At 75.3% G+C, this 26,956-nt stretch carries 21 protein-coding genes and 1 rRNA gene; 8 read left to right on the top strand and 14 right to left on the bottom strand.

Annotated elements, in window-relative coordinates; genetic code table 11:
* Positions 1-117: 117 nt before the first annotated feature.
* Genes ABTZ17_RS26055 through ABTZ17_RS26045 form a run of 3 tightly spaced genes read right to left on the bottom strand, consistent with a single transcriptional unit; the run spans position 118 to position 1,919 of the window.
* Positions 118-708: a GNAT family N-acetyltransferase gene (locus ABTZ17_RS26055; protein ID WP_352198143.1), complete on the bottom strand. Its 591-nt coding sequence runs from the start codon at positions 706-708 to the stop codon at positions 118-120.
* Positions 701-1,318, bottom strand: a complete 618-nt coding sequence (locus ABTZ17_RS26050) for a hypothetical protein (protein ID WP_352198142.1) — start codon at positions 1,316-1,318, stop codon at positions 701-703. The genes ABTZ17_RS26055 and ABTZ17_RS26050 overlap by 8 nt, the downstream gene beginning before the upstream one ends.
* 1 nt (position 1,319) lies before the next feature.
* Positions 1,320-1,919, bottom strand: a complete 600-nt coding sequence (locus ABTZ17_RS26045; RefSeq protein WP_352198141.1) for a TetR/AcrR family transcriptional regulator — start codon at positions 1,917-1,919, stop codon at positions 1,320-1,322.
* 182 nt (positions 1,920-2,101) lie between these two features.
* Between ABTZ17_RS26045 and ABTZ17_RS26040 the strand changes: the two genes are divergently transcribed.
* Both ABTZ17_RS26040 and ABTZ17_RS26035 read left to right on the top strand, forming a co-directional pair.
* Entirely contained in the window at positions 2,102-2,839 is a 738-nt protein-coding gene (locus ABTZ17_RS26040; protein WP_352198140.1) for an IclR family transcriptional regulator, read from the top strand.
* A 183-nt stretch (positions 2,840-3,022) separates the two neighbouring features.
* The gene (locus ABTZ17_RS26035) at positions 3,023-3,484 is read left to right on the top strand and encodes a hypothetical protein (protein WP_352198139.1); all 462 of its coding nucleotides are present in this window, start codon (positions 3,023-3,025) and stop codon (positions 3,482-3,484) included.
* Between the two features lie 111 nt (positions 3,485-3,595).
* Here the strand turns inward: ABTZ17_RS26035 and ABTZ17_RS26030 are convergent, their stop codons facing one another.
* Positions 3,596-4,033 (bottom strand): PaaI family thioesterase, encoded by a 438-nt coding sequence (locus ABTZ17_RS26030; RefSeq protein WP_352198138.1) that lies wholly within the window; start codon positions 4,031-4,033, stop codon positions 3,596-3,598.
* A 104-nt stretch (positions 4,034-4,137) separates the two neighbouring features.
* A complete protein-coding gene (locus ABTZ17_RS26025) occupies positions 4,138-6,153 on the bottom strand; it encodes an oxidoreductase (RefSeq protein WP_352198137.1) in 2,016 nt (671 codons plus the stop codon).
* Between the two features lie 189 nt (positions 6,154-6,342).
* On the opposite strand from ABTZ17_RS26025, the gene ABTZ17_RS26020 reads away from it, so the two are divergent.
* Positions 6,343-7,467, top strand: a complete 1,125-nt coding sequence (locus ABTZ17_RS26020; RefSeq protein WP_352198136.1) for a L,D-transpeptidase — start codon at positions 6,343-6,345, stop codon at positions 7,465-7,467.
* Between the two features lie 40 nt (positions 7,468-7,507).
* On the opposite strand, the gene ABTZ17_RS26015 is transcribed toward ABTZ17_RS26020, so the two are convergent.
* The 3 genes from ABTZ17_RS26015 to ABTZ17_RS26005 form a co-directional block, all read right to left on the bottom strand.
* Positions 7,508-7,870, bottom strand: a complete 363-nt coding sequence (locus tag ABTZ17_RS26015) for a hypothetical protein (protein ID WP_352198135.1) — start codon at positions 7,868-7,870, stop codon at positions 7,508-7,510.
* A gap of 223 nt (positions 7,871-8,093) precedes the next feature.
* Entirely contained in the window at positions 8,094-9,017 is a 924-nt protein-coding gene (locus tag ABTZ17_RS26010; protein ID WP_352198134.1) for a serine/threonine dehydratase, read from the bottom strand.
* A gap of 49 nt (positions 9,018-9,066) precedes the next feature.
* Positions 9,067-9,702: a TetR/AcrR family transcriptional regulator gene (locus ABTZ17_RS26005; protein WP_352198133.1), complete on the bottom strand. Its 636-nt coding sequence runs from the start codon at positions 9,700-9,702 to the stop codon at positions 9,067-9,069.
* A gap of 396 nt (positions 9,703-10,098) precedes the next feature.
* Here ABTZ17_RS26005 and ABTZ17_RS26000 point away from each other — a divergent pair, with 396 nt between their 5' ends.
* The 3 genes from ABTZ17_RS26000 to ABTZ17_RS25990 all read left to right on the top strand — a co-directional run bounded on the left by ABTZ17_RS26000 (position 10,099) and on the right by ABTZ17_RS25990 (position 16,577).
* On the top strand, positions 10,099-11,862 hold the full coding sequence (locus ABTZ17_RS26000; RefSeq protein ID WP_352198132.1) for a ricin-type beta-trefoil lectin domain protein: 1,764 nt from the start codon (positions 10,099-10,101) through the stop codon (positions 11,860-11,862).
* Between the two features lie 555 nt (positions 11,863-12,417).
* Positions 12,418-14,100 (top strand): molybdopterin-dependent oxidoreductase, encoded by a 1,683-nt coding sequence (locus ABTZ17_RS25995; RefSeq protein ID WP_352198131.1) that lies wholly within the window; start codon positions 12,418-12,420, stop codon positions 14,098-14,100.
* A gap of 149 nt (positions 14,101-14,249) precedes the next feature.
* Entirely contained in the window at positions 14,250-16,577 is a 2,328-nt protein-coding gene (locus tag ABTZ17_RS25990; protein ID WP_352198130.1) for an immune inhibitor A domain-containing protein, read from the top strand.
* Between the two features lie 250 nt (positions 16,578-16,827).
* Here ABTZ17_RS25990 and ABTZ17_RS25985 read toward each other — a convergent pair whose 3' ends face one another.
* The 4 genes from ABTZ17_RS25985 to ABTZ17_RS25970 all read right to left on the bottom strand — a co-directional run bounded on the left by ABTZ17_RS25985 (position 16,828) and on the right by ABTZ17_RS25970 (position 24,108).
* Positions 16,828-17,430, bottom strand: a complete 603-nt coding sequence (locus ABTZ17_RS25985) for a hypothetical protein (RefSeq protein ID WP_352198129.1) — start codon at positions 17,428-17,430, stop codon at positions 16,828-16,830.
* Entirely contained in the window at positions 17,427-17,939 is a 513-nt protein-coding gene (locus ABTZ17_RS25980; RefSeq protein ID WP_352198128.1) for a hypothetical protein, read from the bottom strand. Before ABTZ17_RS25980 ends, ABTZ17_RS25985 begins: the two co-directional genes overlap by 4 nt.
* A complete protein-coding gene (locus ABTZ17_RS25975) occupies positions 17,936-22,753 on the bottom strand; it encodes an HD domain-containing protein (RefSeq protein ID WP_352198127.1) in 4,818 nt (1,605 codons plus the stop codon). The genes ABTZ17_RS25980 and ABTZ17_RS25975 overlap by 4 nt, the downstream gene beginning before the upstream one ends.
* A gap of 80 nt (positions 22,754-22,833) precedes the next feature.
* Positions 22,834-24,108: a cytochrome P450 family protein gene (locus tag ABTZ17_RS25970; protein WP_352198126.1), complete on the bottom strand. Its 1,275-nt coding sequence runs from the start codon at positions 24,106-24,108 to the stop codon at positions 22,834-22,836.
* A gap of 100 nt (positions 24,109-24,208) precedes the next feature.
* On the opposite strand from ABTZ17_RS25970, the gene ABTZ17_RS25965 reads away from it, so the two are divergent.
* Together ABTZ17_RS25965 and ABTZ17_RS25960 are read left to right on the top strand one after the other, a co-directional pair.
* Positions 24,209-24,556 (top strand): F0F1 ATP synthase subunit delta/epsilon, encoded by a 348-nt coding sequence (locus ABTZ17_RS25965; protein ID WP_352198125.1) that lies wholly within the window; start codon positions 24,209-24,211, stop codon positions 24,554-24,556.
* Positions 24,557-24,683: 127 nt separating this feature from the next.
* The gene (locus ABTZ17_RS25960; protein ID WP_352198124.1) at positions 24,684-25,571 is read left to right on the top strand and encodes a serine hydrolase domain-containing protein; all 888 of its coding nucleotides are present in this window, start codon (positions 24,684-24,686) and stop codon (positions 25,569-25,571) included.
* A gap of 139 nt (positions 25,572-25,710) precedes the next feature.
* On the opposite strand, the gene ABTZ17_RS25955 is transcribed toward ABTZ17_RS25960, so the two are convergent.
* Complete coding sequence (locus tag ABTZ17_RS25955; RefSeq protein WP_352198123.1) at positions 25,711-26,766, bottom strand: aldo/keto reductase; 1,056 nt, start codon at positions 26,764-26,766, stop codon at positions 25,711-25,713.
* 78 nt (positions 26,767-26,844) lie between these two features.
* Positions 26,845-26,956, bottom strand: a 23S ribosomal RNA gene (locus ABTZ17_RS25950); the annotation flags it as partial.

The raw sequence follows: 26,956 nt of genomic DNA, 5'->3' as shown, positions 1-26,956 counted from the left end.
TCGACACCCCGGGCGTGCGCTCCTTCGGGCTGCACCACATCGAGCCCTCGCGCGTGATCCTGGCCTTCCCGGACCTGGTGCGCGGTACGGATGCCGTCGGTTCCGTGCGGGAGGGGGTCAGCCGGTGGCGGGCCGGTGCATGGCGGTGACGGCGAGGTGGCCGACGGCGGGCCGGGCCCGGACCGTGAAGCCGTACCGGGCGTAGAAGGGGACGTTGGCCGGGTCGGCGGTGGTGAGCCGAACGCCGGCGGGGGTGTCGGCGAGGACGTGCCGCAGCAGGGCGCCGCCCTCGCCGCGGCCGGCGCGGTCCGGGCGCACCCCGAGGAACTCCAGGGTCCAGGCGTCCTCGGGGGGCAGGTGTTCGGTGGCCTCCAGGTAGCGGAGGGTACGGGTCAGGGGTCGGGGTCCGCAGCCCACCAGGGTCCGGGCGGCCCAGGCCGCGCGGGCCCGCAGGCCGGGGCCGGCCCCCGGCGGGGTGAGGACGGCGGCGGCGATCGGCGTGCCGTCGGCCCCGGTGAGCAGGTGGCTGCGGGCGCCGGGCAGGCCCGCTTGGGCGGCGAGGGTGGCGGCGAACCAGCGGGCGCGGGTACGGGGGGCGTCCCCGCAGATCCAGCGGGTGGCGGGCTCCCGGGCGAAGGCGGCGGCGAGGACGGGGACGCAGTCGGCGGGGCCGGTCCCGGAGCGGATCCGGGCGGCGGGGTCAGTCACGGCCCCTCACCCGCAGCGGCGCCTCCGGGACCAGGTGGCAGACGAGCAGCTTGAGGAAGAACAGCGGGGCGAACCAGGCGAGGGCCGGGGGCACCGGCAGCCAGAACAGGTTCACCAGGACCACGGAGGTCCAGGCGGCCGCGGCCACCGGTCGGGTGAGGTGCACGGGGGTGAACTCGACGGCGGCCGCGGCGCCCGCGAGCAGGGCGGCGTTGCCGAGGGTCCAGGTGAGGTCGCCGTCGAGGACCAGCAGGCCGAAGGCGACCAGGTGGCCCAGGTGGGCGGAGACGAAGAGCAGCCGGGCCCGGCGGGCGCCGGGGTCCTCGCGGTGGTACCAGCGCTTGGCGGCGTTGGTGGAGTTGGTGAGGATCCCGCCGATGAGGTCCAGGCCGGCGAGGGCCACGACCACCCACTGGAGGGCGGACCAGTCGCGGGCGGCGGCGGACCCGAGCAGGCCCGCGGCCAACAGGGCGGCCGCGAGGACCCCGCCCGCCGCCTCCACGGCCGATTCGGCCCGGGACTTGCCCGGCCCCATGAAGCGTTCCAGGCGGCCGAGGAGGCCGTCGGGGGTGAGCGGTATCTCCCAGTCCACGGTGACGTCGGCGCGCATCTCAGATCTCCCGGCCGGGTGCGGAGGGGCTGGACCAGAGGGCGGCGAGGAGCTCCCAGACCTGGTGCCTGGGGGGTTCGGCGCCGGCGGCGAGGGCGGCGAGGGCCCAGCCGTCGGCGGCCTTGAGGACGGCGGCGGTGGCGGCCACCAGCAGGTCCCGGTCGACCCCGGTGCGGATGACGCCGAGGCGGCGGCCGTCGTCGACGAGCTCCCCGAACCAGCCGAGCCAGGCGCCGCCGCCGACCCGGGCCACCGCGGCCTCGGCGAGGGCGAGGTCCTCGGGGGTGGCGGCGAGGTGGGCGGCGAGGGCTTCCGCCCCGGCGGCGAGGCGGGCCCAGAACTCCTCGGGCCCCCCGGCCGGGCGCCAGGGGCCGAGCACCCCGAGGAGCCGGTCGAGCACGTCGGCGAGGACGGCCCCGAGGAGGTCCTCCCGGCCGTCGAAGTACTGGTAGGCGGCGGTCTTGGAGACCCCGGTGGACTCGATGATCCGGTTGTAGGAGGCGGTGTCGGGGCCCTGCGCGGCGAACTCGGCGCGGGCGGCGGCCAGGAAGGCTTCCCGGCGGTCGGCCGGGAGCCGGTGGAAACGAGGGAGCGGCGTCATGGAACGACAGTACACACCAGCGGGGTGTACTACTAGTACACCCTGCTGGTCACCTGCGCCGGGGCGGGGACGCGCCCGCGAAATCCTTCGTGCTCCCGGGCGGCCGGGGTCATCATGTGCTCGGTCCGGGTCGTGCCGTCGGGGGACGCGGCCGGGCCGAGGATCCGGGGGGACGCACCGAGATGACCGTGCGGCGGGGACGGGGAGCGGCGGGCGCGGAGCCCGCCCGGGAGCAGGACGCGGCGGGCGGGACGGCCCGGGGCCGCGGGGTGTTGGAAGGGGCCTTCGCCCTGCTGGAGGCCCTGCGCCGGCAGGGCGACGAGGCGGGGGTCACCGAACTGGCCCTGGCCTGCGGGGTCCCGAAGGCCACGGTGCACCGGCTCCTGGAGCAGTTGTGCGCGCTGGGCGCGGTGGAACGGCACGGCTCCCGCTACCGGGTGGGCGCCGGACTGTACCGGCTGGGGCAGGCCTGGCAGCCGCATCCGGGACTGCGGGCCGCCGCCCGGCTGCCCCTGCACCGGCTGCGCGCCGTGACCGGGGCCAGTGTGGTGCTGACGGTGCTGCACGAGGAGCGGGCCCTGACGGTGAGTTCGGTGCCGGGCGAGGCGGAGGCCACGGTGCCGGTCCGCAACGGCCTGGGCTTCCCGCTCGGCACGGCGGCGGGGTTGGCCGTGCGCGGGCCGCTGCGTCCCGGACCGGTGCTGGACCGGGAGGCGGTACTGCCGGGGGTGAGCTGCGTGGCGCTGCCGGTGCGGGCACCGGACGGGCGGACGGTGGCGGCGCTGGCGGCCGTGGTGCCGGCGCACCGGCCGTTGGAGCCGGTGGCGCGGGCCGCCGCGGAGGCGGGCGCGGCCGTCAGCCGTGGCCTGCGGTACGCGCCGCCGTTCCCCGAGGACCTCCCGCCGGACCTGCTGAGCTGAGCCGGTCCGGGCCGGCCCGGGGCCCGTTCCACTGAGCGGAACGCGCGTAGAGCGGGTGCGGGGCCGGCGGGCAGAGTGGTGGTCGTGCCGGGGGAACGGCACACCGCCCCGGGGGGAGACCGGGGGCGGGAGACACGGCCGCCGCGGCTCCGCCCGGCGGCCCGGACACGGGGGACCACCACCATGAACCGTACGATCCGACTCGCCGGCGCCGCCCTGCTCGCCCTCGGGGGCCTCACCGGCTTCGCCGGTGCCGCGCAGGCCGAGCCGATCGACCACGTCCGGATCGAGCTGCTCCAGCTGACCTGCCACCAGAACAGCGAGGGCGACCACGACGAGGCGTACCTGAAGGTCACCGACGCCAACGGCAACCAGGTCAAGGTGTGGCCGGGCAGTGCCAAGTACCAGACGATGGGCACGAACTACGTCCGCTCGCTCGCGGACGGCAACGGCAACGCCGCGCTGGTGCTGGGCAAGCAGCAGGCCCGCACGCTGACCCTGTGGGACTACGACACCACCAGCGGGGACGACAAGCTGGGGGCGACCCTCGTCACGGGCAGCGAGTTCGGCGGCGAGGTGCAGTACCGCTCGCTGGAGGGCTCCGGCGGGGTCTACACGATCGCCTACCGCGTGATCGACATCTGATCGGCCCCCCTGGGGCAGCGCGACACACGCGGACCGGCCGTCACCCCTGGGGGTGGCGGCCGGTCCGCGTGCCTCGTGCGCGTGTCGGGCTCGCGGCTCGCGGCCGACGGCTCAGCCGAGGAGGGCGTACACCGTGGAGGCGCGGGCGGCCGGTTCGCCGGTGCCCTCCGCCGTGAGGGTGACGTCGGCGAAGGCCATCCGCTTGCCGAGCTTGGTGATGCGGACGTCGATGAGCAGGTCGGCGCCGATCACGGGGCGCTGGAAGCTGGTGGACTGCTGCACCGTGGTCATGGGGCCGTACCCGCCGCGGGCCGCGGAGATCGCGATGACGGTGGCGGTGTCGGCGGCGGCCATCATGGCCTGGCCGGAGAGCCCGCCGCCCTCGCGGGCCAGCCGGTCGGACCAGGGCAGCCGGAGCACGGCGTGGTCGGTGCCGGTCTCGGTCACGGTGAGGCCCAGGTCCAGCACCCAGGGCGCGAAGTTGTCGGCGAGGACGCGCTCGGCGTCGGCGGGGGTCAGCGCGGCGGGCCGCGCGGGAGTCTGCGTCACACCGCGCATTGTGGCGGCCTGTGCGGGGCCGCCACAATGCGCGGTCGGGAGCCGCTTTCGCGGCCTGCGGCGCGGGTGCGGGGAGGCGCTGTCCCCCGCCGCTGTCAGAGGCGGGCGGCCAGTTCGGTGCCCTGGCGGACGGCCCGCTTGGCGTCGAGTTCGGCGGCCACGTCGGCGCCACCGATCAGGTGGGCGGTGATCCCGGCCGCGGCCAGCTCCTCGAAGAGGTCGCGGCGGGGCTCCTGGCCGGTGCACAGGACGACGGTGTCCGCGGGCACCAGGCGGGCCTCGCCGTCCACGGTGATGTGCAGGCCCTCGTCGTCGATGCGCTCGTAGGTCGCGCCGGCGACGGTGGCGACCCCGCGGTGCCGGATCTCGGCGCGGTGGATCCAGCCGGTGGTGGTGCCCAGGCCCTTGCCGAGCTTGCCGGCCTTGCGCTGGAGCAGGGTCACGGACCGGGGGGTGGCGGGGCGCTCGGGGGTGCCGAGTCCGCCGCGGGCGGCGTAGTCGGTGTCGACGCCCCAGTGCCGGAAGTAGACCTCGGGGTCCTGGGCGGCGCCCTCGCCGCTGTCGGTGAGGTACTCGGCCACGTCGAAGCCGATGCCGCCGGCGCCGACCACGGCCACGCGCCCGCCGACGGGGGCGCCGTCGCGCAGGACGGCGAGGTAGTCGACCACGTGGGGGTGGTCCACGCCGGGGATCTCCGGGACGCGGGGGGTGACGCCGGTGGCGAGGACCACCTCGTCGTAGTCGCGCAGCGCGTCGAGGTCGGCGGGGGTGTTCAGGCGGAGGTCGACGCCGTGTTCGGTGAGCTGGGTGCCGAAGTAGCGGATGGTCTCCTCGAACTCCTCCTTGCCGGGGATCCGGCGGGCCACGTCGAGCTGCCCGCCGATGTGCCCGGCGGCCTCGAACAGGGTGACCTCGTGGCCGCGTTCGGCGGCGGACACCGCGCAGGCCAGGCCGGCGGGGCCGGCGCCGACCACGGCGACCCGCTTCCTCAGGCGGGTGGGGGCGAGGGTCAGCTCGGTCTCGTGGCAGGCCCGCGGATTGACCAGGCAGGAGGTGATCCGGCCGCTGAAGGTGTGGTCCAGGCACGCCTGGTTGCAGCCGATGCAGGTGTTGATGGCCTCGGGGCGGCCCGCAGCGGCCTTGGCGACGAACGCCGGGTCCGCGAGGAAGGGGCGGGCCATCGAGATCAGGTCGGCGCGGCCGTCGGCGAGGATCTCCTCGGCCAGTTCCGGGGTGTTGATGCGGTTGCTGGTGACCAGCGGCACGGTCACGGCACCCATCAGCTTGCGGGTCACCCAGGTGTAGGCGCCGCGCGGCACGGAGGTGGCGATGGTCGGGATCCGGGCCTCGTGCCAGCCGATGCCGGTGTTGATGATCGTGGCGCCGGCCGTCTCGATCTGCTTGGCGAGGGAGACCACCTCCTCCAGGGAGGAGCCGCCGGGCACCAGGTCCAGCATCGAGAGCCGGTAGATGATGATGAAGTCCTCGCCCACCGCCTCGCGGGTCCGGCGGACGATCTCCAGGGGGAAGCGCACCCGGTTCTCGTAGGAGCCGCCCCAGCGGTCCTCGCGGTGGTTCGTCGCGGCGGCGATGAACTCGTTGATCAGGTAGCCCTCGGAGCCCATGATCTCCACGCCGTCGTATCCGGCGGCGCGGGCCAGCCGGGCGGCCCGGACGAAGTCCTCGATGGTCTCCTCGACCTCGTCGTCGCTCAGCTCGTGCGGCACGAAGGGGCTGATGGGGGCCTGCAGCGCGGAGGGCGCGACCAGGTCGGCGTGGTAGGCGTACCGGCCGAAGTGCAGGATCTGCATGGCGATCTTCCCGCCCTCGGCGTGCACCGCCGAGGTGATGGCCCGGTGCTCCTCGGCCTCCGCGGCGGTGGTCAGGCGGGACCCGCCCTCGAAGGGGCGGCCCCGGTCGTTGGGGGCGATGCCGCCGGTGACGATGAGGCCGGCGCCGCCTCGGGCCCGCTCCGCGTAGAAGGCGGCCAGGCGCTCGAAGCCCTGCGGGGCCTCCTCCAGACCGGTGTGCATCGAACCCATGACCACCCGGTTGGGAAGGGTGGTGAACCCCAGGTCCAGGGGGCTCAGCAGGTGCGGGTACTGGCTCATGGGGGGCGCCTCCTCGCGCGGTGCGGTCCCCCTTGTTGTAGCGAGCCGGCCAGGGTTTTGCAACTAGGTGCATAAGTGCGAGGAGGGGCCGGTGACGCCGCCGAGCCCGGAACGGCACGGGACTTTCGGCCCTCGACCCCGGGACCTGTGGCGCGCCTCACGGGTCAAGAGAGGGCAAAGAATGATGGGATGCCCGTTTTCTCCACCCGTTCCCGGTCCGACCGTGCCCGCACCGGGGGCTCCCGCCGGCCCGCCCGCGTCCACCTGCTGCCCGGCACCGCCCTGGCCCTGACGGCCGCCGTCCTCACCACCGGCTGCGGCCTGGCGGAGTCCGACAGCGATCGGATCGCCGGGGCCGCGGCCGCCGCCTCGTCGGCCCCGCCGTCCGCGCCCTCCGCGTCGACCACGCCGCACGACGCCGCCCGGACCCCCTCCGGCACCCCCGCCGCGCCGGCGACCTCCGCCACCCCGCCCCCCGCACGGATGCTCACCGACGCCGCCCGCCGGGTCCGGCCGACGCTCGCCCCCGAGAACGGCGAGACCGTCGGGGTCGGGCAGCCCGTCTCCCTGGTCTTCCCCCACCAGAAGGTCGACCCCGCCCTCCGCGCCGGCATCGAGGGTCGGCTCCGGATCTCCACCTCCACCGGGGTCACCGGAGCCTGGCACTGGGCCGAGGCCAAGGGCGCCACCCACCTGCACTTCCGCCCCCGGGAGTTCTGGCCCCGGGGCACCCGCGTCGAGCTGGACGCCCGACTCGACGGGGTCCGACTGGACGACCGCACCGCCGCCGTCGGCGACCGCAGGCTCCGCTTCACCATCGGTGACGCGATGGTCAGCACCGTGGACCTCTCGGCCCACACCATGACCGTCGTCCGCAACGGCCGCACCCTGCGCACCATCCCCGTCAGCGGCGGCGAGGAACGCTTCCGCACCCGCGACGGGATCAAAACCGTCCTCAGCAAGGACGGCACCGTCCTGATGGACTCGCTCACCATCGGCATCCCCCGCACCAGCCCCGACGGGTTCTACGACCGCTACCGCTGGAGCATGCGCGAGACCGTCAGCGGCGAGTACGTCCACGCCGCGCCCGACAACGCCGAAGCCTTCGGCAAGCGGAACGTCAGCCACGGCTGCATCGGGATGTCCGAGGCGGACGCGGAATGGCTGTACCGGCTCAGCCGCAAGGGCGACGTGATCAAGGCGGTCGGCTCCTCCGGCAAGCCGATGGACCGCTTCGGCAACGGCTACGGCGACTGGAACATATCCTGGTCGGAGTGGGTTCGCGGGAGCGCCCTGGGCGAACTGCCCACCTGACGAGAGCGGGCCCGGCGGCTCTCGCCGCCGGGCCCTGCCGTCACTTCATCGCGTAGCGGACCTTCTCCGCGAGCTTGCCGTCCCGGAAGCAGAAGCGGAACACCTCGTCGCCGCCGTCCGTGCCGTCGGCTATGTACCAGGCGCAGGTGGTACCGGCCGGCTGCGCCGGGCCGCCGTCCTTGAGCGCCCCCTCGATGAAGGTGCCGCCCTCGGGGAGCCGGTCACGCACCGCCCGCTCCGACTCGCCCACGGACACGGCCTCGTACACCTTCTGGTCGAGGAGGGTCTGCTCGGCCGCGCCCACGAGCTTGAAGAGCCCGAAGCCCAGCGCGGCCAGGAGCCCCAACCCGATCACCCCGGCCACCGCACAACCGATCAGGCATCCGTTCCGCCGCTCCGCCACTGCCGTTCCTCTCCTCGTGCCGGTCTGCCGACCCGCGCGTACCGTCCGCGTCGCGGGTGTGCGGCGCGGACGGTACCGAGCCTCGCAGGAGGGAGGTGCCCGGCACTGTCCTCGAAAGTCGCGAGCGGCCACGACCTTCGTCGCGGGCGCCGGCGGGTCCCGGCCGAGGGGACCGCCGGAAGGAACTCCCGGGGCGAGGACGGAGGGGCGGAGGGAGGGACCGTCAGCTCAGGTCGGCGGGATCGGTGTTGGCCCCGCAGAGCACCACGGCGGTGCGCTCCCCGTGGACCCCCGGGGATCCGGCGACCGCCGCCCAGGCGGTGGCCGCCGCGTGTTCGACCACGAGCCGGTGCTCCTCCCACAGGGCCAGGCGGGCGCGGACCACCGCCTCGTCCGGTACCAGGACCGGGGTGACGCCCGGGTCCTTCGCGGCCGCGAGGGCGTCGGCCGAGACCCGGGAAGCGCCGAGCGCGTCCGCGGCCACCGAGGACACCGCCACGTCCACCGGGCGGTCCGCTTCGAGGGCCGCGTGCAGGGACCGGCAGTTCTCCGGCTCCACCGCGACGACCCTCACCCCGTGGGCGCGGGCCGCCGCCGCCACCCCCGCGAACAGTCCGCCGCCGCCGACCGACACCACCACCGCGTCCAACTCCGGCAGGGCCGCCCGGATCTCGTCGAGCAGGGTGCCCGCTCCCGCGGCGACGAGCGGATGGTCATAGGCGTGGCTGAGCAGCGCCCCGCTGTCCGCGGCGTGCGCGCGGCAGGCTTCCACGGCCTCGGCGTAGCCGGAGCCGTGCAGCCGGACCTCGGCCCCGTAGGAGGCGAGGCGCTTGACCTTGACCGCGGGGGCGGTCTCGGGGAGGAACACGGTGGCGGGTATCCCCTCGGCGCGGGCCGCCCAGGCGCAGGCCAGTCCGGCGTTGCCGCCGGAGGCGATGGTGACCCCGGCGGCGGGCAGACCGCCGGCCTCGCGGTGGGCGGCGAGGAAGTTCCGGGCGCCGCGGGCCTTGAAGCTGCCGGTGTGCTGGAGGTGTTCCAGTGCGAACCAGGTGCCGGGGCCGGCGGGGGCGACGGCCACCGGCCGGACGCGGCCCGCGATGCGGGCGGCGGCGTCCTGGACGAGCGCGTAGTCGAGCTGCTGGGTCACGTCGTGCTCCTCGTGTCGTGGACGGGTGCGGATGCGGGGACGGGGAGGCTCAGGGGCGGGCGGCCCGGATGAGGGTGCGCAGGGCCTCGCGGAAGACCTCGTGGTCGGTCAGCGGCGGCAGCAGGGCCTCGGTGTGGCCGGCCAGGACCGGGAACAGCTCCGGATCCAGGGCCGCGAGGGCCGCCCGGGAGGCGGCGGTGACGGCGGCCGGGTCGCGGTGGTCCACGAAGGCCGCGCTGCCGAGGGTGAGGAGGTACATCTGCCGGTACACGGCCATGGCGCGGGTGGGGTCCATGCCGACGGCGAGGTTCGCGGCGAGGGCCGGCTCCACCAGTCGGGCCAGCAGGTTCCGGCCGAGCCAGGGTCGGCTGCCGCGGAGCAGCAGCAGGCCCGGGTGGGCGGTCAGTTCGCGGTAGAGCGCGGTGAAGCGGAGCTCGGTACCGGTGGCCCAGTCGGTGCCGGCCGGGACCTCGGGGAGCCGGGCGGCCAAGTGGTCGGTGCAGAGGTCGAGCAGCCCGGCGAGGTCCGTGCACCGGCGCTGCACGGTGGCGTGCGAGACGCCGAGGCGCTCCGCGAGGGTCCGGAAGCTGAGGGCCTGGGGGCCCGACTCGTCGACGAGGGCGAGGGCGGACTCGGCGATGGCCTCGGGGGTGGCGCGGTGCAGGGCGGGGGAGGTCCTGGGCATGAGATACAGCGTATCGTACGGCGTATCACCTTGGGGTGGACCGAGCCGATGCCGGGGCGAGCCGGGCCGGGGCCGATCCGGGCCGGTCCGCCGCTCGGGCCCCTTCCCCTCCCCGCCCCTGCCCGACCCCGGAGCTCCGCCCCGGTCCTCGCCCTCGGGGGCTCCGCCCCGTACCCCCGCGCCGCGAACGCCGGCGGGGCCGGGTTTCGCCTCCGCCGACGATCGAGGTGAGCGCGGGATGCCGGATGTTTCGCGGGTGTGCACCGGACGGCATCCGGACCGCCGTGCAGCCGCACCCGGAAGCGGGCATACCTGAGGGGCAGTGACTTGGCGTCACCTGACCCCCCACCCCTCTGACGTTCCGTCAGTACGCACCCCGTGCAGCGAGGAGTCACCGTGTCCCCACGCCCCCGTACCGTCCGCGGCTGCCTGATGGCCGCCGCCCTCGTGGCCGCGCTCAACTCACCCCCCGTCGCCTCGTCCGCGGCCTCCGCCCCCGAGTCCACCGATCGCCGCTCCGCCGCCGGCACCGCCCCCACCGGGCCTCGGGCGGCACACCCGCAGGTCGCGGCCGCCGGGCCGGGTGGCGCGGCGGCCGGGCTCGCCGCCACGCCTCCCATGGGCTGGAACAACTGGGCGCACTACATGTGCCGCATCGACGAGAAGACGGTCGTCGACACCGCCGACGCGCTGGTCCGTACCGGGCTCGCCGCCAAGGGCTACGACACGGTGACGGTGGACGACTGCTGGCTGAAGCGGAGCCGGGACGGGAACGGGAACCTGGTCGCCGATCCGGTGAAGTTCCCGCGCGGCATGGCCTGGCTGGGGCGGTACCTGCACGGCAAGGGGCTGAAGTTCGGGATGTACCAGGACGCCGGGGCGCTGACCTGCGAGAAGTTCCCGGGGAGCGGGAGGCCCCAGGGTGGCGGCAGGGACCACTTCGTCCAGGACGCCGCGCTGTTCGCGTCCTGGGGCGTGGACTACCTGAAGATGGACGGCTGCAACATGTGGATCCCGCCGACCAAGACCAAGGAGGCCGCGTACCGGGACGCCTACCGGGCGGCGGCGAAGGCGCTGCGGGAGAGCGGGCGCGACATCGTGTTCTCGGCCTCGGCTCCCGCGTACTTCCAGAACGGCGAGTGGGGCAGCCCGACCTGGTTCGCCGTGCTCGGCTGGACCTCCGGGACCTCGCACCTGTGGCGGGAGGGCCGGGACGTGCAGGTGTACCAGCCGTCGACACCGGGCGCCTCGCGGTGGGCCTCGGTGCTCGGCAACTACGGGTACAACCGCTGGCTGGGCCGGTACGCGGCGCCCGGCCGTTGGAACGACCCCGATTTCCTGATCGCGGGGGCTCCGGGGCTGACGGCCGAGGAGTCCCGGACGCAGGTGGCGCTGTGGGCGATGATGGCGGCGCCGATGATCCTCTCCTCCGACGTGGGGAAGTTGACCCCGGCCGGGCTCGCGGCCCTGGGCAACACCCGGCTGATCGAGGTGGACCAGGATCCGCTGGGGCAACAGGCGGCCGTGGTCGCCACGGACGGCAGCACGGACGTGCTGGCCCGCCCCCTGGCGGGCGCTGACCGGGCGGTGGCCGTGCTGAACCGGACGGGCGCGGCGCGGCAGGTCAGCGTGTCCCTGGACCGGATCGGACTGCCGGGCTGCCGGGTCTCGGCCCGCGACCTGTGGACCGGTACGGCCGCCACCACCTCCGGTCCGCTGACGGCGACGGTGCCCGCGCACGGGACGGCCGTGTGGCGGCTCACCCCGCAGGGCTGCGCGGCGGCCGTGCCCACCGGCCAGGTGACCGGCGAGGCCATGCGCTGTGCGGACGGGGTGAGTTCGGCGGGTCCCGCGGCCGTGGTGATGGGGACCTGCACGGGGGCGGCGGACCAGCGGTGGACCCGCCCCGCGGACGGCACGGTCCGGCTGGGCGGCCGGTGCCTGACGGCCGGAGCCGGGAGCACGGCCGCGGCGGTGTCGCTGGCCGCCTGCGATCCGGCCCGAGTGGCGGGCCAGCGCTGGCAGTGGGCGGCGGACCGCACCCTGCGCGTCCAGGGCACCCGGCTCTGCCTGGAGGCCCCGCCCGCGGCGGCCGACCCGCTGCGGGCCCGTAGCTGCGGCTACCACTTCACCCGGCAGGCCTGGGCCCTGCCGGTGTGACGGCAGCGGGGGCGCGGCGGTGCCCGGGCCCGCCTCCTCCCTCCCCCTCCCTCCCTCCCTCCGGGGACCGCGTCCGCGCCCCGCTCCGGACACCGGGTGTTCCGCCGGGGGTGCCGTCATGTGATCACCTGCTTCACCCGCCCGTGGGAACTTCCGTGTCCTGTGCGGGAGGTGGGGGCCGGGGAGGGTTTCACTGTCCCGGACACCGAGCCGGGCGGCGGGGCCGCCGGAGGGGAGCAGCAATGGCGGACGTGCCCGGTCAGCGTGCGGGGACGGAGGGCGCCGAGGGGACGGCGGCGCGCGCGGAGGAGCTGCGGGAGGCCGCTCGCGCGGGCAGGACGGAGCGCGGCCTCCTCGGCGACATCGGGGGGATCATAGGGCTCCGCAAGCGGCGTCCCCTGCCCGGGACGGGATCCGGCGGCCGAGCCGTCGCGGGCCCCGAGGGCGTGGACCCGTCGGATGCGCGGCTCCGGCACGGCCCCGGATCGGGGTCGACGCGGGAGTCGGGTCCGGGTCCGGGTTCCGGGCCGGGTTCGGGGCCGGAGGGAGTGCCGCATGGCTGAGGAACGCGCCCGGGCGACGGGCGGTACGGGCGCGGGGAGTGTGCGGGGCGGAGGTTCGGGCGGCGGCGCGGGGGCGGGCGGCGGAGGCTCGCTCTCCGGTGGTCTCCCGCCCGACTCCGGTCGGCGGGCCGCGCGGACGCGGCTGGGCGCGGTGTGCGGACTGGTCGCGGCCTTCGCGGGCTTGTGTCTGGCCGAGCTGGCCTCGGCGGTGCTGCGGCCCGAGTCGGGTCCGGTGCGGGCGGTGGGCGGGGCGGTCATCGACGCGACCCCGGCGGCGGTCAAGGACTGGGCGATCCGGGTGTTCGGCAGCTCCGACAAGCTCGTCCTGCAACTGGGGGTGCTCCTGGTGCTGGCCGGTTGCGCGGCGGCGGCGGGGGTGCTCGCGGTCCGGCGGCCGGGGGTCGGGGCGGCGTTGGCCCTGGCCTTCGGCCTGGTGGGAGCGGTGGCGGCGGTGTCCCGCCCGGAGGGGGCGGGGCGGGACGCGGTGCCGTCGGTCGTGGCGGGTCTGGTGGCCGCGGCGGTGCTGTACCTGTTGGCGGTGCGGGTCCGGGCGGGGCATCCGGAGCGGGGGGCCGGTTCCCCCTCGGACCGGCGGAGGTTCGTACAGCTCGCGGCCGGAACCGCCGTGCTGTCGGGGCTCGGCGGGCTGATCGGGCGTCAGGTCAACGCCTCGGGCAGCGCGGAGGCCGAGGCGGCCCGGCAGGCGCTGCGGCTGCCCGCACCGGTCTCGCCGGCGCCGCCGCTCCCCGCCGGAACGGAGCTGCGGGTGCCCGGGCTGGGGCCGTTCTTCACCCCGAACCGCGAGTTCTACCGGGTGGACACGGCCCTGGCGGTGCCGCACCTGCGGGCCGAGGGCTGGCGGCTCCGGATCCACGGGGAGGGAGTGGCCCGACCGTTGACCCTGGACTACCGGGGGCTGCTGGCCCGGGGCCTGGTGGCCCGGGACGTCACCCTGGCCTGCGTGTCCAACGAGGTCGGCGGACCGTACGTGGGGAACGCCCGCTGGCTGGGGGTGCCGTTGGCGGACCTGTTGCGGGAGGCGGGGGTCGAGCCGCCGTCGCGGGGCGGCCCGGCCGACCAGTTGGTGGCGCGGTCGGTGGACGGGATGACCATCGGCACCCCGGTGGAGACGGTGATGGACGGCCGGGACGCCCTGCTCGCGGTGGGGATGAACGGCGAACCCCTGCCCTTCGCCCACGGATTCCCGGTGCGGATGGTGGTACCGGGGCTGTACGGGTACGTGTCCGCCTGCAAGTGGCTGACGGAGCTGCGGCTGACGCGGTTCGACGCGTACGACGCGTACTGGGTGCGGCGCGGGTGGGCGGCGCGGGCGGCCGTGAAGACGCAGTCCCGGATCGACACCCCACGGTCCTTCGGGCGGGTGCCGGAAGCGGGTCGGGTGGCGGTGGCGGGAGTGGCCTGGGCGCAGCACCGGGGGATCTCGCGGGTCGAGGTGCGGGTGGACGGCGGGCCCTGGCAGGAGGCCCGGTTGGCGGCCGCGGACGGGGTGGACACCTGGCGGCAGTGGGTGTGGGAATGGCCGGCGGAGACCGGCCGGCACCGGCTGGAGGTTCGGGCCGCCGACGGCACGGGACGTTTCCAGACGGAGCGGCGTCAGGGCACGTTGCCCGACGGGGCCACGGGCTATCACTCGGTGGAGGTGCGGGTGGGCTGAGGCCCACCCGGCGGGGGGGCTCCGGGCAGGAGGAGGGTGTGCACCTTCACATCGCAATGTGGAATGTCACACCGCACACCTATTCATGACCTGTCACATGTGAAATATTACCTGCGCTCGACCGTCCACGGTTCGAAAGGACACGTACCTTGCGCAGACTCATCGCGGCAGGAGCGGCGATAACCTTCGCCCTGATCGCCGCCCCCGCGCTCGCCGCCCCGCAGGCGGCCCCCGCTCCCCCCGCCCCCGCGGCATCCGGCCCCCGTCAGGCCGAGTCCCCGCCGCCCGCACCCCAGGAACTCCAGCGCCTGGCCCTGCGCAAGCAGGCCCTGGAACAGGTGGCCTCGGGCCGGGTGAAGGCCGGCGCGGACGGCACCCTCCCCCGCCAGGTGAAGATCGGCAAGCGGTACGTGGAGCTGGCCCAGGAGCGCAAGGACAAGATCTTCGTCATCCTGGCCGAGTTCGGCGACCAGGTGGACGACACCACGATGTTCGAGGGCAAGCCGCGGTTCGGCGGCACCCCGGGCCCGCGCCACAACACCATCGGCAAGCCCGCCAAGGCCGACAACCACACGGTCTGGCGCAAGGACTTCGACCGCTCGTACTACCAGAAGCAGTTCTTCTCCGCGGACCCCGGCGCGGTCAGCCTGCGCAACTACTACCGGCTCCAGTCCTCGGGCCGCTACGACATGGACGGGCACGTCACCGACTGGGTGCGGCTGCCCTGGAACGAGGCCCGCTACGGCACGGACAACTGCTCCGAGTCCGGCCAGTGCCGCACCAACTGGGACATGATCCGCGACGCCTCCAACGCCTGGTACCACGGTGAGCGGGCCAAGGGCCGCACCCCCGCGGAGATCAAGGCGCAGCTCGCCGAGTACGACGTGTGGGACCGCTACGACGCCGACCGGGACGGGAACTTCGACGAGCCCGACGGCTACATCGACCACCTGATGGTGGTGCACGCCGGCAAGGACCAGACCTGGGGCGGCGGCGCGCAGGGCACGGACGCCGTGTGGGCGCACCGCTGGTTCGCCTACTGGAACCAGGCGGGCACCGCCGGTCCGGAGGGCAACAAGGCGGGCGGCACCCAGGTCGGCGACTCCGGGATCTGGGCGGGCGACTACCTCACGGGCGGGGAGAACAGCGGAGTGGGCCTGTTCGCCCACGAGTTCGGCCACGATCTGGGCCTGCCCGACCTGTACAGCTCCGACGGCGACAACAGCGTCAACTACTGGTCCCTGATGTCGGCCGGTTCCTACCTGGCCAAGGGCCGCAACACCACCGGCGACTTCCCCGGGGACCTGGACGCCTGGAGCAAGCTCCAGCTGGGCTGGCTGGAGTACACGGAGGCCGACGCGGGCCGCAGGACCCGCGCCGTGCTCGGCGTCTCCGGTTACAACACCGAGGACCCGCAGGCGCTCCTGGTGCACCTGCCGCCGTCCGTGAAGCGCACCGACCTGACCGACCCGTACGAGGGCGGCAGCCAGTGGTGGAGCGGCACCGGCGACTTCATGGAGAACACCCTCACCCGCACCGTGGATCTCACCGGGGTCGCGGCGGGCTCCGGAGCCCGGCTCGACGCCCGCCTCTGGTACGACATCGAGCAGGACTTCGACTTCCTCACGGTGGAGTCCTCCACCGACGCGGGCCGTACCTGGACGTCCCTCCCCGGCACCGTCGGCGGCGCCGCCATACCCGCGAAGGGCGTGTCCGGCACCTCCGCCGGCTGGACCGAACTGTCGGTGCCGCTGGACCGGTTCGCGGGCGGTTCCGTGCAGCTGCGGCTGCGCGTCACCTCCGACAGCAACACCCACGGCAAGGGCGTCACCTTCGACGCCCTGCGGATCAGCGCGGACGGCCGGGAGCTCCTGCGGGACGGTGCCGAGCAGGGCGCGAACGGCTGGACCGCCGTGAAGTGGTCCCGCACCGAGGGCCGCACCGGCATCGCCGAGCACCCGCGGGCCTACCTGGTGGAGAACCGCCGCTACGTCGGCTACGGCTCCTACCTCAAGACGGGCCCGTACAACTTCGGTTGGGGCTCCGACCCGGCCCGCAAGGACACCGTCGAGTTCTACCCGTACCAGCCGGGCGTGCTGATCTGGCTGTGGGACACCGCGTACAGCGACAACACCACGAAGGCGCACCCGGGCGCGGGCATGCTGCTGCCGGTGGACGCACGGCCGGAGGCCCTGCGCCACACCGACGGCACCCTCCTCAACGCGCGGGCGCAGACCTTCGACGCGACCTTCTCGCGGGCCGCGAGCAAGGAGTTGGTGTTCCACCGCAACGGAGTGCCGGTGCTGGTGCCGGAGCGGGCGGGCGTGCCCGTCTTCGACGACCGCAAGGGCGTGTACTGGAACCCCGAGCTGCCGCAGGTCGGGGTGAAGGTGCCGGACACCGGGACCCGCATCGAGGTCGTCAAGGAGGCCGCGGGCGGCGCCGTCACCACGGTCCAGGTCAGCCCCTCCCGCTGACCGCGCCTCCGGCTGACGCGCGTCGGCGACCTCGTCCCCCGCTCCGACACCGTCACCACCCGCTCTCCGGTACCGCGGCGGCGGTCCGGCCGGATCGTCACGGACCGGCCGGTTCCGGCGGAGCCGCGGCGGGTACCGGAGTGGCCGGGGGCCCCGGATCCCTGACGGGCCGGGGCCCCGGGGCGGCCCTGCGGGCCCACCCAGACAGGGGCCCGCGGGGCCGCCCGCCTCGGTCGGCGCGCCGGACCGGTCAGGGGGCCGGGCAGGCCCGGACGGGAGTCACCGTGCCCGCGGGCACGGTCCGCAGGGTCCGGTGGTCCCCCGTGCCGGTCCACAGACTCACGGAGGCGGGGTCCGCGCCGACGAGTTCCCCGCAGACCGTGACGGCGGGCGTCACCACCCGGACCAGCGTCCCGGGCGGGTCCGTCGTGGTCGTCCACGCCACCACCACGGCCGCCGCGGCCAGCAGGACACCGACCAGACAGCACCAGGCGGCCTCGCGCAGCCGGCGGCCCACCCGCGCCACCTCGCCCTCCGTCCAGGCGCGCAGCCGTCCGCCGGTCAGGAGGATCCGCTCCCCCGGGCGGCCGTGGGCGGCCCGCACCGCCAGGACCGTACCGGTGAGCAGCAGCAGGAACGCGGCCCCGACCAGGCAACCGGCCAGCAGCCGGGCCCCGTCGGGCAGACCGTCCAGGCTGTCCCGGCCCTTGAGGACCACGAGCACGGCCAACAACCCGGTCAACCCCGAGAGCCCGGCCCGCCACCCCTCGGCCTGCCGCCGGGCCCCCGCGAGCTGCGCGTGCTTCAACTGCCGGGCGAGAACGGCCCAGTACCGGTCGTCGGCGGCGGTCACGGGGAGCCGCCGGCGCTCGGGTGGGGTACCGAGGCGGGTTCCTGTGCGGGGGCGGGGGCCGGTGAGGAGACGGGGGCCTGCGGGGGCGCGACCCGCCAGCTCGCACCGCAGCCGATGAACACCGGGTCGGCGGGCTGCCCGGGGTGGGCGTACCCGCACTCGCAGAACAGCGGCTCCGTGGCCAGGACGTCCTCCGCGCTGTCAGGTTCCGGCTCGCCGCCGCCCCCGCCGAACCGGCGGAGCAGCTCCCGCAGTCCCTTCGGCCCGCTGCCGGGGTCGGCCTCGGGGCCGGGCAGACCGAAGGGGTGATCGGTCCTCGTGAGCCCGTGGCAGCCGGGGCACTCCCCCGACACGGTGACGCCCGCGGCGTGGTGCGCCTGGGCGAAGACGGCCACGACGGTGCCGAGGTCCCGCTCCACGTAGGGGACGGCGAAGTCATGGGCCCGCGAGGTCGGGGCCGGATCGGCGGGTACGGGGGCCGGGGCGGGCCAGGCGCCACTGGTGCTCATGCGGGGGGTGCCTCCTGCAGGTCGAGTCCGAACATCTCCGCGTAGTGCCGCAGCCGCTCCCACACCCAGGCCGGCGTGGCGTCGACCCCGTCGGCGGCGAAGGCCACGTGCTCGGCGGTGACCCGCCCCTTCACGGCGGGCGGGTGCCCGTCCAGGTGCCGGGTCAGCAGCGCGAAGTCCTGCCACAACGGCAACACGTCGGGGGCCGCGGGCACCTGTGGCGGCACGGGCATCAAGGGCACGTACGGCTCGATCCGGGCCCAGGTCTCCCGCACCGTCTCCCCGAGCCGCCCGGCGATGCCGAGCAGATCGAGCGCGGTGAACGGCTCGGACTCCCCGGTGACCCGGTACTCGCTGTCGAGGGCGAGCAGAGTCCGCGCGTCGGGAACCTCCGGGGGCAGCGCGCCCACCTGCTCGGAGCCGAGGGCGGGTACGCGCGCGCCGAGGGGGACGTAGCGAACGAGCCTTTGGTACGCGACGGCCGGCGCGAGAGCGAGGCCACGCGCGAAGACGGCCAGTTTCCACGGTCCCACGGGATGCCAGGAACCGGTCACGGGCCTCGCGTGATCGAGGTCGACGAGCGCGTCGCGTTCCGCCGTGACGGGGCGGACGTCGGCCAGTCCGGCGGGGAGCTCCGGAACCGGGAGGGCGAACCGGTCCGCGCAGCTCTCGGCGAGCTCCCACATCTGCCCGAGCGGTTCGCCGAGCTCTGCCGCAGCCGAGAACAGCACGTCGGAGGTCGTGGTGCGGGGAATCGCCTTCCGGTCCGTGCTCCCTGTCAGCACCGCGGCCGTGCGGAGGGGGAGATCCGCGCACTCCTGCGCGAGATCGGGCCTGAAGACCGGAGTCAGACCGACGCCGGACAGCCGCGCGAACAGCGCGTGGTATTCCTGCGGCATCAGCAGTCGGGACGGCTCGTACTGCGTTCCCCCGGTCAGGACGCTCCCCCACCCCGTGGCGAACAGCCCCATGAGGGCTTCGTGCACCCCCGGCTCCGGTACGGCGTCGTCGATGACGGGCCCGGGCCTGTCGGCGAGCGTCAGGCCCAGGCTCACCACCCATTGCGCGACATCGGTCTCGGCCTGCTCCAAGGTGATCCGCAGGCGGGCCGCGTAGGCGACCACGGCCCACCACGTGAGCTCGACGCTGCGGTCCGTGAAGGCCAGGACGAGGGCCTTCCGGTCGGGTGCCAGCTCCTCCCACGCCTTGACCTCGTCCGCACCGGCCGTCGTCCAGCCCAGCCAGGCGAACCGGTCCACCGTGGCCAGGACCTCGGCAGCCGGAACCCCGTGCCGCTCCGCCACCGCGCAGACCTCCCACGGCTGACGGATCGGCCAGTGGGAATCGCCGGAGTAGAGCAGGCCGATCTCCTCGCTCGTGCAGACGTGGCCCCGGTGGTGCGGCGGCACCTCGGACGTTCGGTCCGACCGCGCTTTCGCCCACAGCGCGTCCAAGGGGACGTCGTCCAGCCGTGAACGACGGGGCAGTCCTTGGCGCACGCGCCGGGAGGGACCGTCGCCCACCGTGAGTGACGCCCCGAGGCGGGGGTGCACGATCCGGTACCGCCGTCGCCGCCGGGTCACCTCGTGTGGGGTCATACCGGCGACCTCGCCCGTCGCTCCCAGGAAGTCGGTGAGGCGTTCGTCGTAGAGGCGCGCGTCTCCCGGTTCGGGCACCGGGTATCCGACGAAGGAGGCCGGTGAAGTGGCCCCTTCCCGCGACACACGGTGGGAGGCCCGCCGCCAGGGATCGAACATCATGGCGATCGCCCCACCCGCCGGCGGCCCGGACGTCTCCAGGATCCGCCGGTCCAGGCCGAACCATCCGAGCTCGTCCAGCGGCACCTCCCGTCCCGTCCGTCGGCAGCGGACCTCCAGGCCCTGCCCGTGCAGCACGGGACGGAGGGCAAGCGCCACGTCGAGCTCGGCGTCCTCCAAGGACCAGAGCCACTCCATGCACAGGGAAGGCCATCCGGGCAGGTGCACCGCGCCCGCACGGAGCCGGTCGGTCACCCATTCCTCGTCGCGTGCGAGGAGTTCATTGCGGCTCACGCTGAGCACCCCCGCGTGCTCGCCCGCCAGGTTCAGTACGTACCCGTGGGTCGTCCGGTCCGTGGTGATGCCGTCACACAGCACGGCCCCATCGCCCGACGTCCACCACACCGTGCCGGGCACGGCCTCCAGCCAGTCCCCGTACTCGGTCGAGCCGATCGCCCCGAGCACCCCGGGCCTCCAGAGCGCCCTCTCCTTCCCCGAGCGGGCCTCCACGTGGAAGTCGCTGACTTTCAGGACCTCCCGGAGCTCCTTCGCGCAGTCCAGGTCCGCCAGTTCCGGGTCCTTCCTGAGGTACAGGCGGACCCTCGTGCCGCCCGCCGGGAGGGCGCCCGGTTCGGCGTCGTGGTGGATGCGGAAGAGGCTGCCGCTGCTGGGGATCTCCACGGAGAGGGCTTCGGGGGCCGGGAGGCCGTCGGGGCCGGTGGCGCGGGTGGTCAGGGTCATTTCGTCGGCGAGCATGAAGTAGCTGAACACCCCGATGCCGAAACGGCTGTTGGGGTAGAGCCGGAAGGACGGGTCGGCGCGCAGCCAGGCGGCCTGTTCCTTGCGGAAGGCGCGGGAGGTCTCGAAGCGGCTGCCGGCGCGGGTGAAGGTGCCGGTGAGTTGTTCGAGGCCCATGCCGACGCCGTTGTCCACGCATTCCACGTACCGGCCGCGTTCGTCCTCGCCCTGCCGGATGAGGATGCGGCCCTCCCAGGGGGCGGCGGGACGGCCCTGGTGGTCGAGGTAGCGGTGGCGCATGGCGCGGTAGCGGCAGGCGTCCAGGGCGTTCTGGTAGAGCTCGCGGAGGGCGAGGGCCGGGTTGCCGTAGAGCTGCCGGCCCATGAGGAGTTCGCGGACTTCGGTCTGGGCGAGCTGGAATCGGAGCAGGGGGACTTCGTAGGCTTCGCGGCCGTCGACGAGTTCGGGTGCGAGGTCGCGGGAGGTGACGCGCACGGGCAGGGCCGCCAACAACCGTGACTCGCGGACGGTGGCTTCCTCGCGGAGGCGGGCGGCGTGGCCGCAGGCGCGGTCGGCGCGGTCGGCGAGTTCCTGGAGGGCGGCGTGGACGGCCTGGTGGGGGCAGCGGGCGTAGAGGTGGAAGGTGCCGCCCGCGTCGCCGCCGGGGCGTTCGCCCTGTTCGGTCTGCCACTGCACGGCGCCGCGGACGGCCGCCACCACCTCGGGCGGGGTGATGCGGTCGGCGGCGGCGAGGTGTTCGGCGATGACCTCGGGGAGGGTGCGGACGTCCACGGCGAGGAGTCCGGCGAGGCCGAGGGCGAGGGCCAGGGGGCGCTGCCGGACTTCCTGGACGCCTTCGGGGAGGCTGACGCGGGCGATACCGGCGCCGGAGGTCAGGGCGGTCGGGGTCTCCTGGCCGACGGAGAGGGCGAGGGCGGTGAGGATCCGCGCGAACTCGGCGGCTCCTCCCTGGGCGCCCGCGGCGGGTCCGTTGGTCGGGGGCGACGCGGGAAGGCCGAGGAGCCGTGCGGCGAAGGAGGCGGCGGCGTCCGGGCCGAGGGGGTCGTCCTCGGTGTCGAGGCGGTCGGCGATCCAGCGGTGCACCAGCCAGAGGGCCACGTCGGGCGAGTGGGGCACCTTGCGGGCGAGGTGGGCGTACTGGGTGTGGATCTGTTCCAGGTGGCGGCGTTGCGGGGCCGCGTCGGCGCGGCGGCCCGTCTCCAGGGGGGCGGCTTCGGCGGCCTGGGCGAGACGGTCGGCCCAGGCGGCCTCGCGGAGCAGGACGGCGGCGGCCAGGGCGGCGACCTCGGCGGGGGCGAGGGAGCCCGCGGGGAGCAGGCGGGGCAGTTCGCGGGTGAGGACGCGGACCGGGTGGTCCTCGTCGGCCCAGGGGTCGGGCAGGCGGCGGCGGGCGAGGTGGACGCGGCGGGCGCAGTCCTCGGCGAGGTCGGGCAGGAGACTGCGGACGCGGGCGGCGGCGGATCCCTGGCTGGGGTCGGCGAGGGCCCACAGGGCTTCGTGGTCGACGGCGTCGCGCCAGGCGGGGGCGAGGTCGCGGCCCTCGCAGAGGAGGGTGGTACGGGTCCGCTGTTCGTGGTCGTGGGCGTAGTGGGTGCCGACCCGCTGGGTGCCGCGGCTGAGGCGGGCGGTGGGGCGGCCGGTGGCGTCGAAGACCTCCTCGACGGTGCGGGGCGGGCTGAGGGGGGAGAGGGCCTCGGCGAGGGCGCGGGTGAAGTGGCTTCCCTCGGCGGTGGATCCGGCGGTCTGTCCGATGCCGCAGGCGGTGAGGACGGCGAAGCCGCCGTGGGGCGGGCCGTGGGCGATGCGGCTGCCGAAGGCGGCCTCCTCGCCGGGCAGGGCGTCGCGGCAGGCGTCGATGATCCACAGGACGGTGCCGGCCCGGCAGTCGGCGAGGTGGGTGCCGATGTCGGCGGGGAGCAGCGATTCCCGGTGGGCGGTGGTCCACTCGCCGTCGGCGGGGGCGAGGGCGTCGGCGGGGACGAGGTGGTCGACGTCGCCGAGACGGACTCCGTGGCCACTGAAGTAGAGGAGCAGGAGACCGCCTTCGGGGACGGCGCGGGCCGCTTCCGTGAGGGCCACGGCGGTGGCGGAGCGCCCGGTGCCGAGGCGGGTGTCGACGGTGAACCCGGCTTCGGTGAGGGCGGTCTCCAGGAGGCGGAGGTCGGCCGGGACGGCCCGGTCCAGGGAGGGGAAGGTACCGGCGGCCGCGGGGACCTCCGGAACCCCGATGAGCAGGGCCCGGCGGTCCGCCGCGGCCTCGCGCGGCGGCTCGGCCGCCTGTCCACCGAACCGCCCCATCGGCCCTCCCCTGTGCCTCGTGGGGACCATGATGGCACCGGTCGGCGGGGCTTCCGCATCGGACCCGGGGGCCCGACGGCTCATCGGTTCCCGAGTGTGACGGGGAGTTCGTCCACGCTGTTGCCGATGAAGCTGGGCTGGTGGGGGAGGTCGCCGGCCGGGACGGCGAGGTCGAGTCGGGGGAAGCGGGTGAAGAGCCGTTCGAGGGCGACCGTCGCTTCGAGGCGGGCGAGGGGCGCGCCGAGGCAGTAGTGGGCCCCGTGGCCGAAGGAGAGGTTGCGGGCGGCGGGGGCGCGGGTGAGGTCGAAGCGGTCGGCCTCGGGTCCGTACGCCCGCGGGTCGCGGCCGGCGGCGCTGTAGCCGGCGAGGAGCGGGGTGCCGCGGCGGACGGTGTGGTCGCCGAGGGTGAGGTCGCGGGCGGCGTAGCGGAAGGGGAACCAGCTGACCGGGGCGTCCCAGCGGAGGGTTTCGTCCACGGCGTCGGACCAGGTGGCCTTGCCGGTGAGGAGCAGGTCGAGTTGGTCGCGGTGGGCGCAGAGGGCGCGGACGGCGTTGGTGATGAGGTTGAGGGTGGTCTCGTGTCCGGCGACGAGCATCAGCCGCATGGTGCCGATGAGTTCGGCCTCGCTGAGTCGGTCGCCGTCGGAGTCGCGGGTGGCGAGGAGGGCGCTGGTGAGGTCGTCTCCGGGGTCGGCGCGTCGGGCGTCGGCGATGGTGCCCATGAGACGGACGAGTTCGCCCATGGCGGCCACGGCCTCGGCGGGCACGGTGTCGGTGGCGACGATCACCTTGTAGGAGAGGGAGTGGAGTCGTTCGCGGTGGGCCGGGTCCACGCCGAGGAGTTCGCAGATGACGCTCATGGGGAGCGGGAGGGCGAAGTGGCGGCGCAGGTCGGCGGTGCCGTCGGGGGATGCGGACGCCGCGCGTTCGAGGTCGTCGAGGAGGGAGGCGGTGAGCTCTTCGACGCGGGGCCGCATCAGTTCGGTGCGGCGGGCGGTGAAGGCGTTGCCGACGAGGGCGCGGAGCCTGCGGTGGTCGGCGCCGTCGGCGGTGTGCATGCCCCGGGAGGCGACGAAGGCGCGGAGCGGCCAGTCGGCGGGGATCCGGCCCTCTTGGAGGTCGACGAAGTGGCGGGGGTCCTTGGCGGCCTCGGGTCGGGAGAGGAGTTCGGTGAGGGCGGCGTGGTCCAGGACGAGGGCGGCGGGTACGCCGCCGGGGAGCACCACCTCGGCCACGGGTCCGGCGGCTTCGCGGAGGCGGGCGTTCAGGGCGTGCGGGCAGCCGCCGGCCGGGTCGATCCGGTGCGGCAGGCCGGCGGGCTCGGGCTCGGTGACGGGGCGGGTGTCTTCGGTCATTCGGCCAACAGTGGTGTCTTCCGCTGGGGTTGTTCAAGACGCGGGACGCGCCGGCGTGGGCGTTCCGGACCGGCGGGTCCCGGTGCGGTACTTGTTCCCGATGGACTCTCTGCATGTCGTGCTGGCGGTACCGGAGCGGGTGGTGTGGTCGGGCGGGGCGCGGTTCGTGGCCGTCCGGACCCCGGCGGGGGATCTGGGGGTGCTCCCGGGGCACGCGCCGTTGGTGGCGCTGACGGTGCCGGGGGGCGCGTTGACGGTGCGCCCGGTGGAGGGCCCGGAGCTGCGGTGGGAGACCGGTGAGGGGGTGCTCCACCTGGACCGGGACGGGCTGCGGGTGCTCGCGGACACGATCACCGAGCGGAAGGCCGGCGGGCCGGACCGGGGTGCGGACCCGTCTGCGGACAGGAGTGCGGGCTCGGGTGCGGGCCGGTCGACCGGGGACGGCTGAGGGGCGCGTCCGCGGGCCCGGGGCGGGGCGAGGGGCCGCTCGAAGGACGGAGCCGTGCGGGCCGGCCGGTTGCCCCGTCCGGCCGCGCCGTGCGGCGGGGCCGTGCGGGGCGGCCTAGCCTGCGGGCATGGCGCTGCTCCCCCTGCTCTCCGGACCCCCCGCGGGCTCCTCCTCGTCCTTCCCGGGCGGCGGCCCCGCTCCGCTGCTGCCGGGTTCCGCCTGGGCCTTCGGCGATCGGGCCGGGGTGCGGGGGCTGGGCGCCGCGCCGGACCTTCCGGAGGGCCCGGAGAGCGGGTTCGCCCTCGACGGCGGCCCGGGCGGGGTGGTGACCGTGTGGGCGGCGGCGGGGGTGCTGGCCGCGGAGGGCACCCTGCGGCTGCACACCCCGCTGGGGCGCTCCTGGACGGCGCTGTCCGGGCATCCCCTGGCCGCGGTGACCCCCCATCACCTGCTGACGCACACCGCCGGCCTGCCCTGCGGGGGAGGCGCCCCGGACCCGCTCGCGGTGGCGGTGCCGGTACGGCCACCGAGCCGGGCCGTGGAGTACAGCGAGCACGGGATCGAGGTCCTGGGGCTGTTGCTGGAGCACCTGGCGGGGCGGCCCGCCGTCGCGGTCGCCGCCGAACGGGTCTGGGGCCCGCTCGGGATGACCGGCACCTCGGCCGGAGCGGACGGCGGACCGGTCCGCTCCCGGCTGTCCGATCTCGCGCGGTTCCTGCACGGGACGCTGGCGGCGGACCCGGTGGGCTTCGGCCCGGGGTGGGTGTACGACTCGCTGCGGATCCGGACCGGTGAGCTGGCCCCGCCCCGGGGGCTGTGCTGGTACCCGGCCCCGGGGACCGCGCCGGGCCGGGGGCTGTGGGCCCACCACGGCCGGGGCGGTTCGGGGCTGTGGCTGCACCCGGCCCAGGGCACGTGGGCCGTGCTCCTGGCGCCCCCGGCCCCGGCCGGACCGGACGGCGGCGGCCCCGCCGCGGTGGTACGGGACTCCTTCCGCCGGGCCCTGTTCGGCTGAGCGGGGCCGGGACCGGGCACCGCCCGGGGGCCCCGCGACGGGCCGGAACCCTCGGACCGACCGCCTTCCCCGCGCGGGGCCTCGCGGACCGGCGCGCTCGACGCGCATGCCGTGGGCTCCTCCCCCGCGCGCGGGTCCGTCAGGCGGCGCGGTGGTGCACGGTCTCCAGGAGGGCCAGCTCGGCTTCGGAGAGCCGGACCGCGCCGGCGGCCACGTTGGCCTCCAGGTGGGCGGTGTCGCCGGTACCGGGGATGGCGAGGACGTGCGGGCCCCGGTGCAGGGTCCAGGCGAGGCGGAGTTGCACGGGGGTGATGCCGTGCGCCCGCGCGACCCGCAGCACCTCCGGTGCCTCCGTCGCTCCGCCGCGGCCCCGCTCCCCGGCGGAGCCGGCGAGGGCGTAGAAGGGGACGAAGGCGATGCCCTGTTCCCCGCAGTGGCGGACCAGTTCGTCCTGGTCGGGCCGCATGCCGAGGCCGTACGGATTCTGCACGCAGATCACGGGGGCGAGCTCCCGGGCCTCCGCGAGTTGGTGGGGGTGCACGTTGGACAGGCCGAGGTGGCGGATCAGTCCGGCCCGGCGGAGCTCCGCGAGGACCCCGAAGCGTTCGGCTACGGACGCCGTGCCGAGGACCCGCAGGTTGACCAGGTCCAGGTGGTCGCGGCCGAGCTGGCGGAGGTTCTCCTCCACCTGGGCCCGGAGCCCTTCGGGGCCCGCGTGCTCGTTCCACTCCCCCGCGGCGTCCCGCGAGGGCCCGACCTTCGTGGCGATGACCAGGTCCTCGTCGTACGGGGCGAGGGCGCGGTTGATGAGCTCGTTGGCGGAGCGCAGCGGCGAGAAGTAGAAGGCGGCGGTGTCGAGGTGGCGGACGCCCAGCTCCACGGCCCGGCGGAGCACGGCGAGGGCCTGGTCCCGGTCGCGGGGGACGGCGTCCGGCACGAGGGCGGTGCCGGTCTGCGGCAGGCGCATGGTGCCGAACCCGATGCGGGGCACGGAGACGTCCCCGAGCGTCCAGGCGCCGGAGGCGGCGGCGTGCACGGGGACCGGGGCGGAAGGGGAAGCGGACGCGGACGCGACGGCGGAGGTCACCGGGGCGTCTCCGGTACCGGGCGCGGCGGTCGGGGCCCGGGTCCCGGTCCGCGCGCGCGTCGGGGACGGATCCGGAGGGGTGGTCTGGTGCTGCTGGTGCGCGGTCATCCGGACATGATCACCCGGACGGACGTGCTGCGGTCCACCCGGGCACCGGGCCGCCCGGTCCCGCGGCGCGCCCCCGCCCGATCGGTGCGGGCCTGTGGTTGAGACAGTCGAGAAGTCGTTACGCCATTCGTGCAGGTCGGAACTTACCCGACAAGGAATTTCGCTACCTTAGGATGGTTATAGTTACCAC

Origin of the sequence: Streptomyces sp. NPDC097619, assembly GCF_040302735.1 — a bacterium.
Taxonomy (GTDB): domain Bacteria; phylum Actinomycetota; class Actinomycetes; order Streptomycetales; family Streptomycetaceae; genus Streptomyces.
The sequence above is the reverse complement of the archived record's forward strand: the minus strand, read 5'-3'. Positions and strand labels throughout refer to the sequence as shown.

Excerpts from the sequence above, each read along its gene's own strand:
- ABTZ17_RS25980 (WP_352198128.1), bottom strand. The coding sequence starts at position 17,939 with ATGAGCACCAGTGGCGCCTGGCCCGCCCCGGCCCCCGTACCCGCCGAT.
- ABTZ17_RS26050 (WP_352198142.1), bottom strand. The coding sequence starts at position 1,318 with ATGCGCGCCGACGTCACCGTGGACTGGGAGATACCGCTCACCCCCGAC.
- ABTZ17_RS25960 (WP_352198124.1), top strand. The coding sequence starts at position 24,684 with ATGGCGCTGCTCCCCCTGCTCTCCGGACCCCCCGCGGGCTCCTCCTCG.
- ABTZ17_RS25970 (WP_352198126.1), bottom strand. The coding sequence starts at position 24,108 with ATGACCGAAGACACCCGCCCCGTCACCGAGCCCGAGCCCGCCGGCCTG.
- ABTZ17_RS26040 (WP_352198140.1), top strand. The coding sequence starts at position 2,102 with ATGACCGTGCGGCGGGGACGGGGAGCGGCGGGCGCGGAGCCCGCCCGG.
- ABTZ17_RS25955 (WP_352198123.1), bottom strand. The coding sequence starts at position 26,766 with ATGACCGCGCACCAGCAGCACCAGACCACCCCTCCGGATCCGTCCCCG.
- ABTZ17_RS26005 (WP_352198133.1), bottom strand. The coding sequence starts at position 9,702 with ATGCCCAGGACCTCCCCCGCCCTGCACCGCGCCACCCCCGAGGCCATC.
- ABTZ17_RS25975 (WP_352198127.1), bottom strand. The coding sequence starts at position 22,753 with ATGGGGCGGTTCGGTGGACAGGCGGCCGAGCCGCCGCGCGAGGCCGCG.
- ABTZ17_RS25965 (WP_352198125.1), top strand. The coding sequence starts at position 24,209 with ATGGACTCTCTGCATGTCGTGCTGGCGGTACCGGAGCGGGTGGTGTGG.
- ABTZ17_RS26025 (WP_352198137.1), bottom strand. The coding sequence starts at position 6,153 with ATGAGCCAGTACCCGCACCTGCTGAGCCCCCTGGACCTGGGGTTCACC.
- ABTZ17_RS26035 (WP_352198139.1), top strand. The coding sequence starts at position 3,023 with ATGAACCGTACGATCCGACTCGCCGGCGCCGCCCTGCTCGCCCTCGGG.
- ABTZ17_RS26020 (WP_352198136.1), top strand. The coding sequence starts at position 6,343 with ATGCCCGTTTTCTCCACCCGTTCCCGGTCCGACCGTGCCCGCACCGGG.
- ABTZ17_RS26045 (WP_352198141.1), bottom strand. The coding sequence starts at position 1,919 with ATGACGCCGCTCCCTCGTTTCCACCGGCTCCCGGCCGACCGCCGGGAA.
- ABTZ17_RS25995 (WP_352198131.1), top strand. The coding sequence starts at position 12,418 with ATGGCTGAGGAACGCGCCCGGGCGACGGGCGGTACGGGCGCGGGGAGT.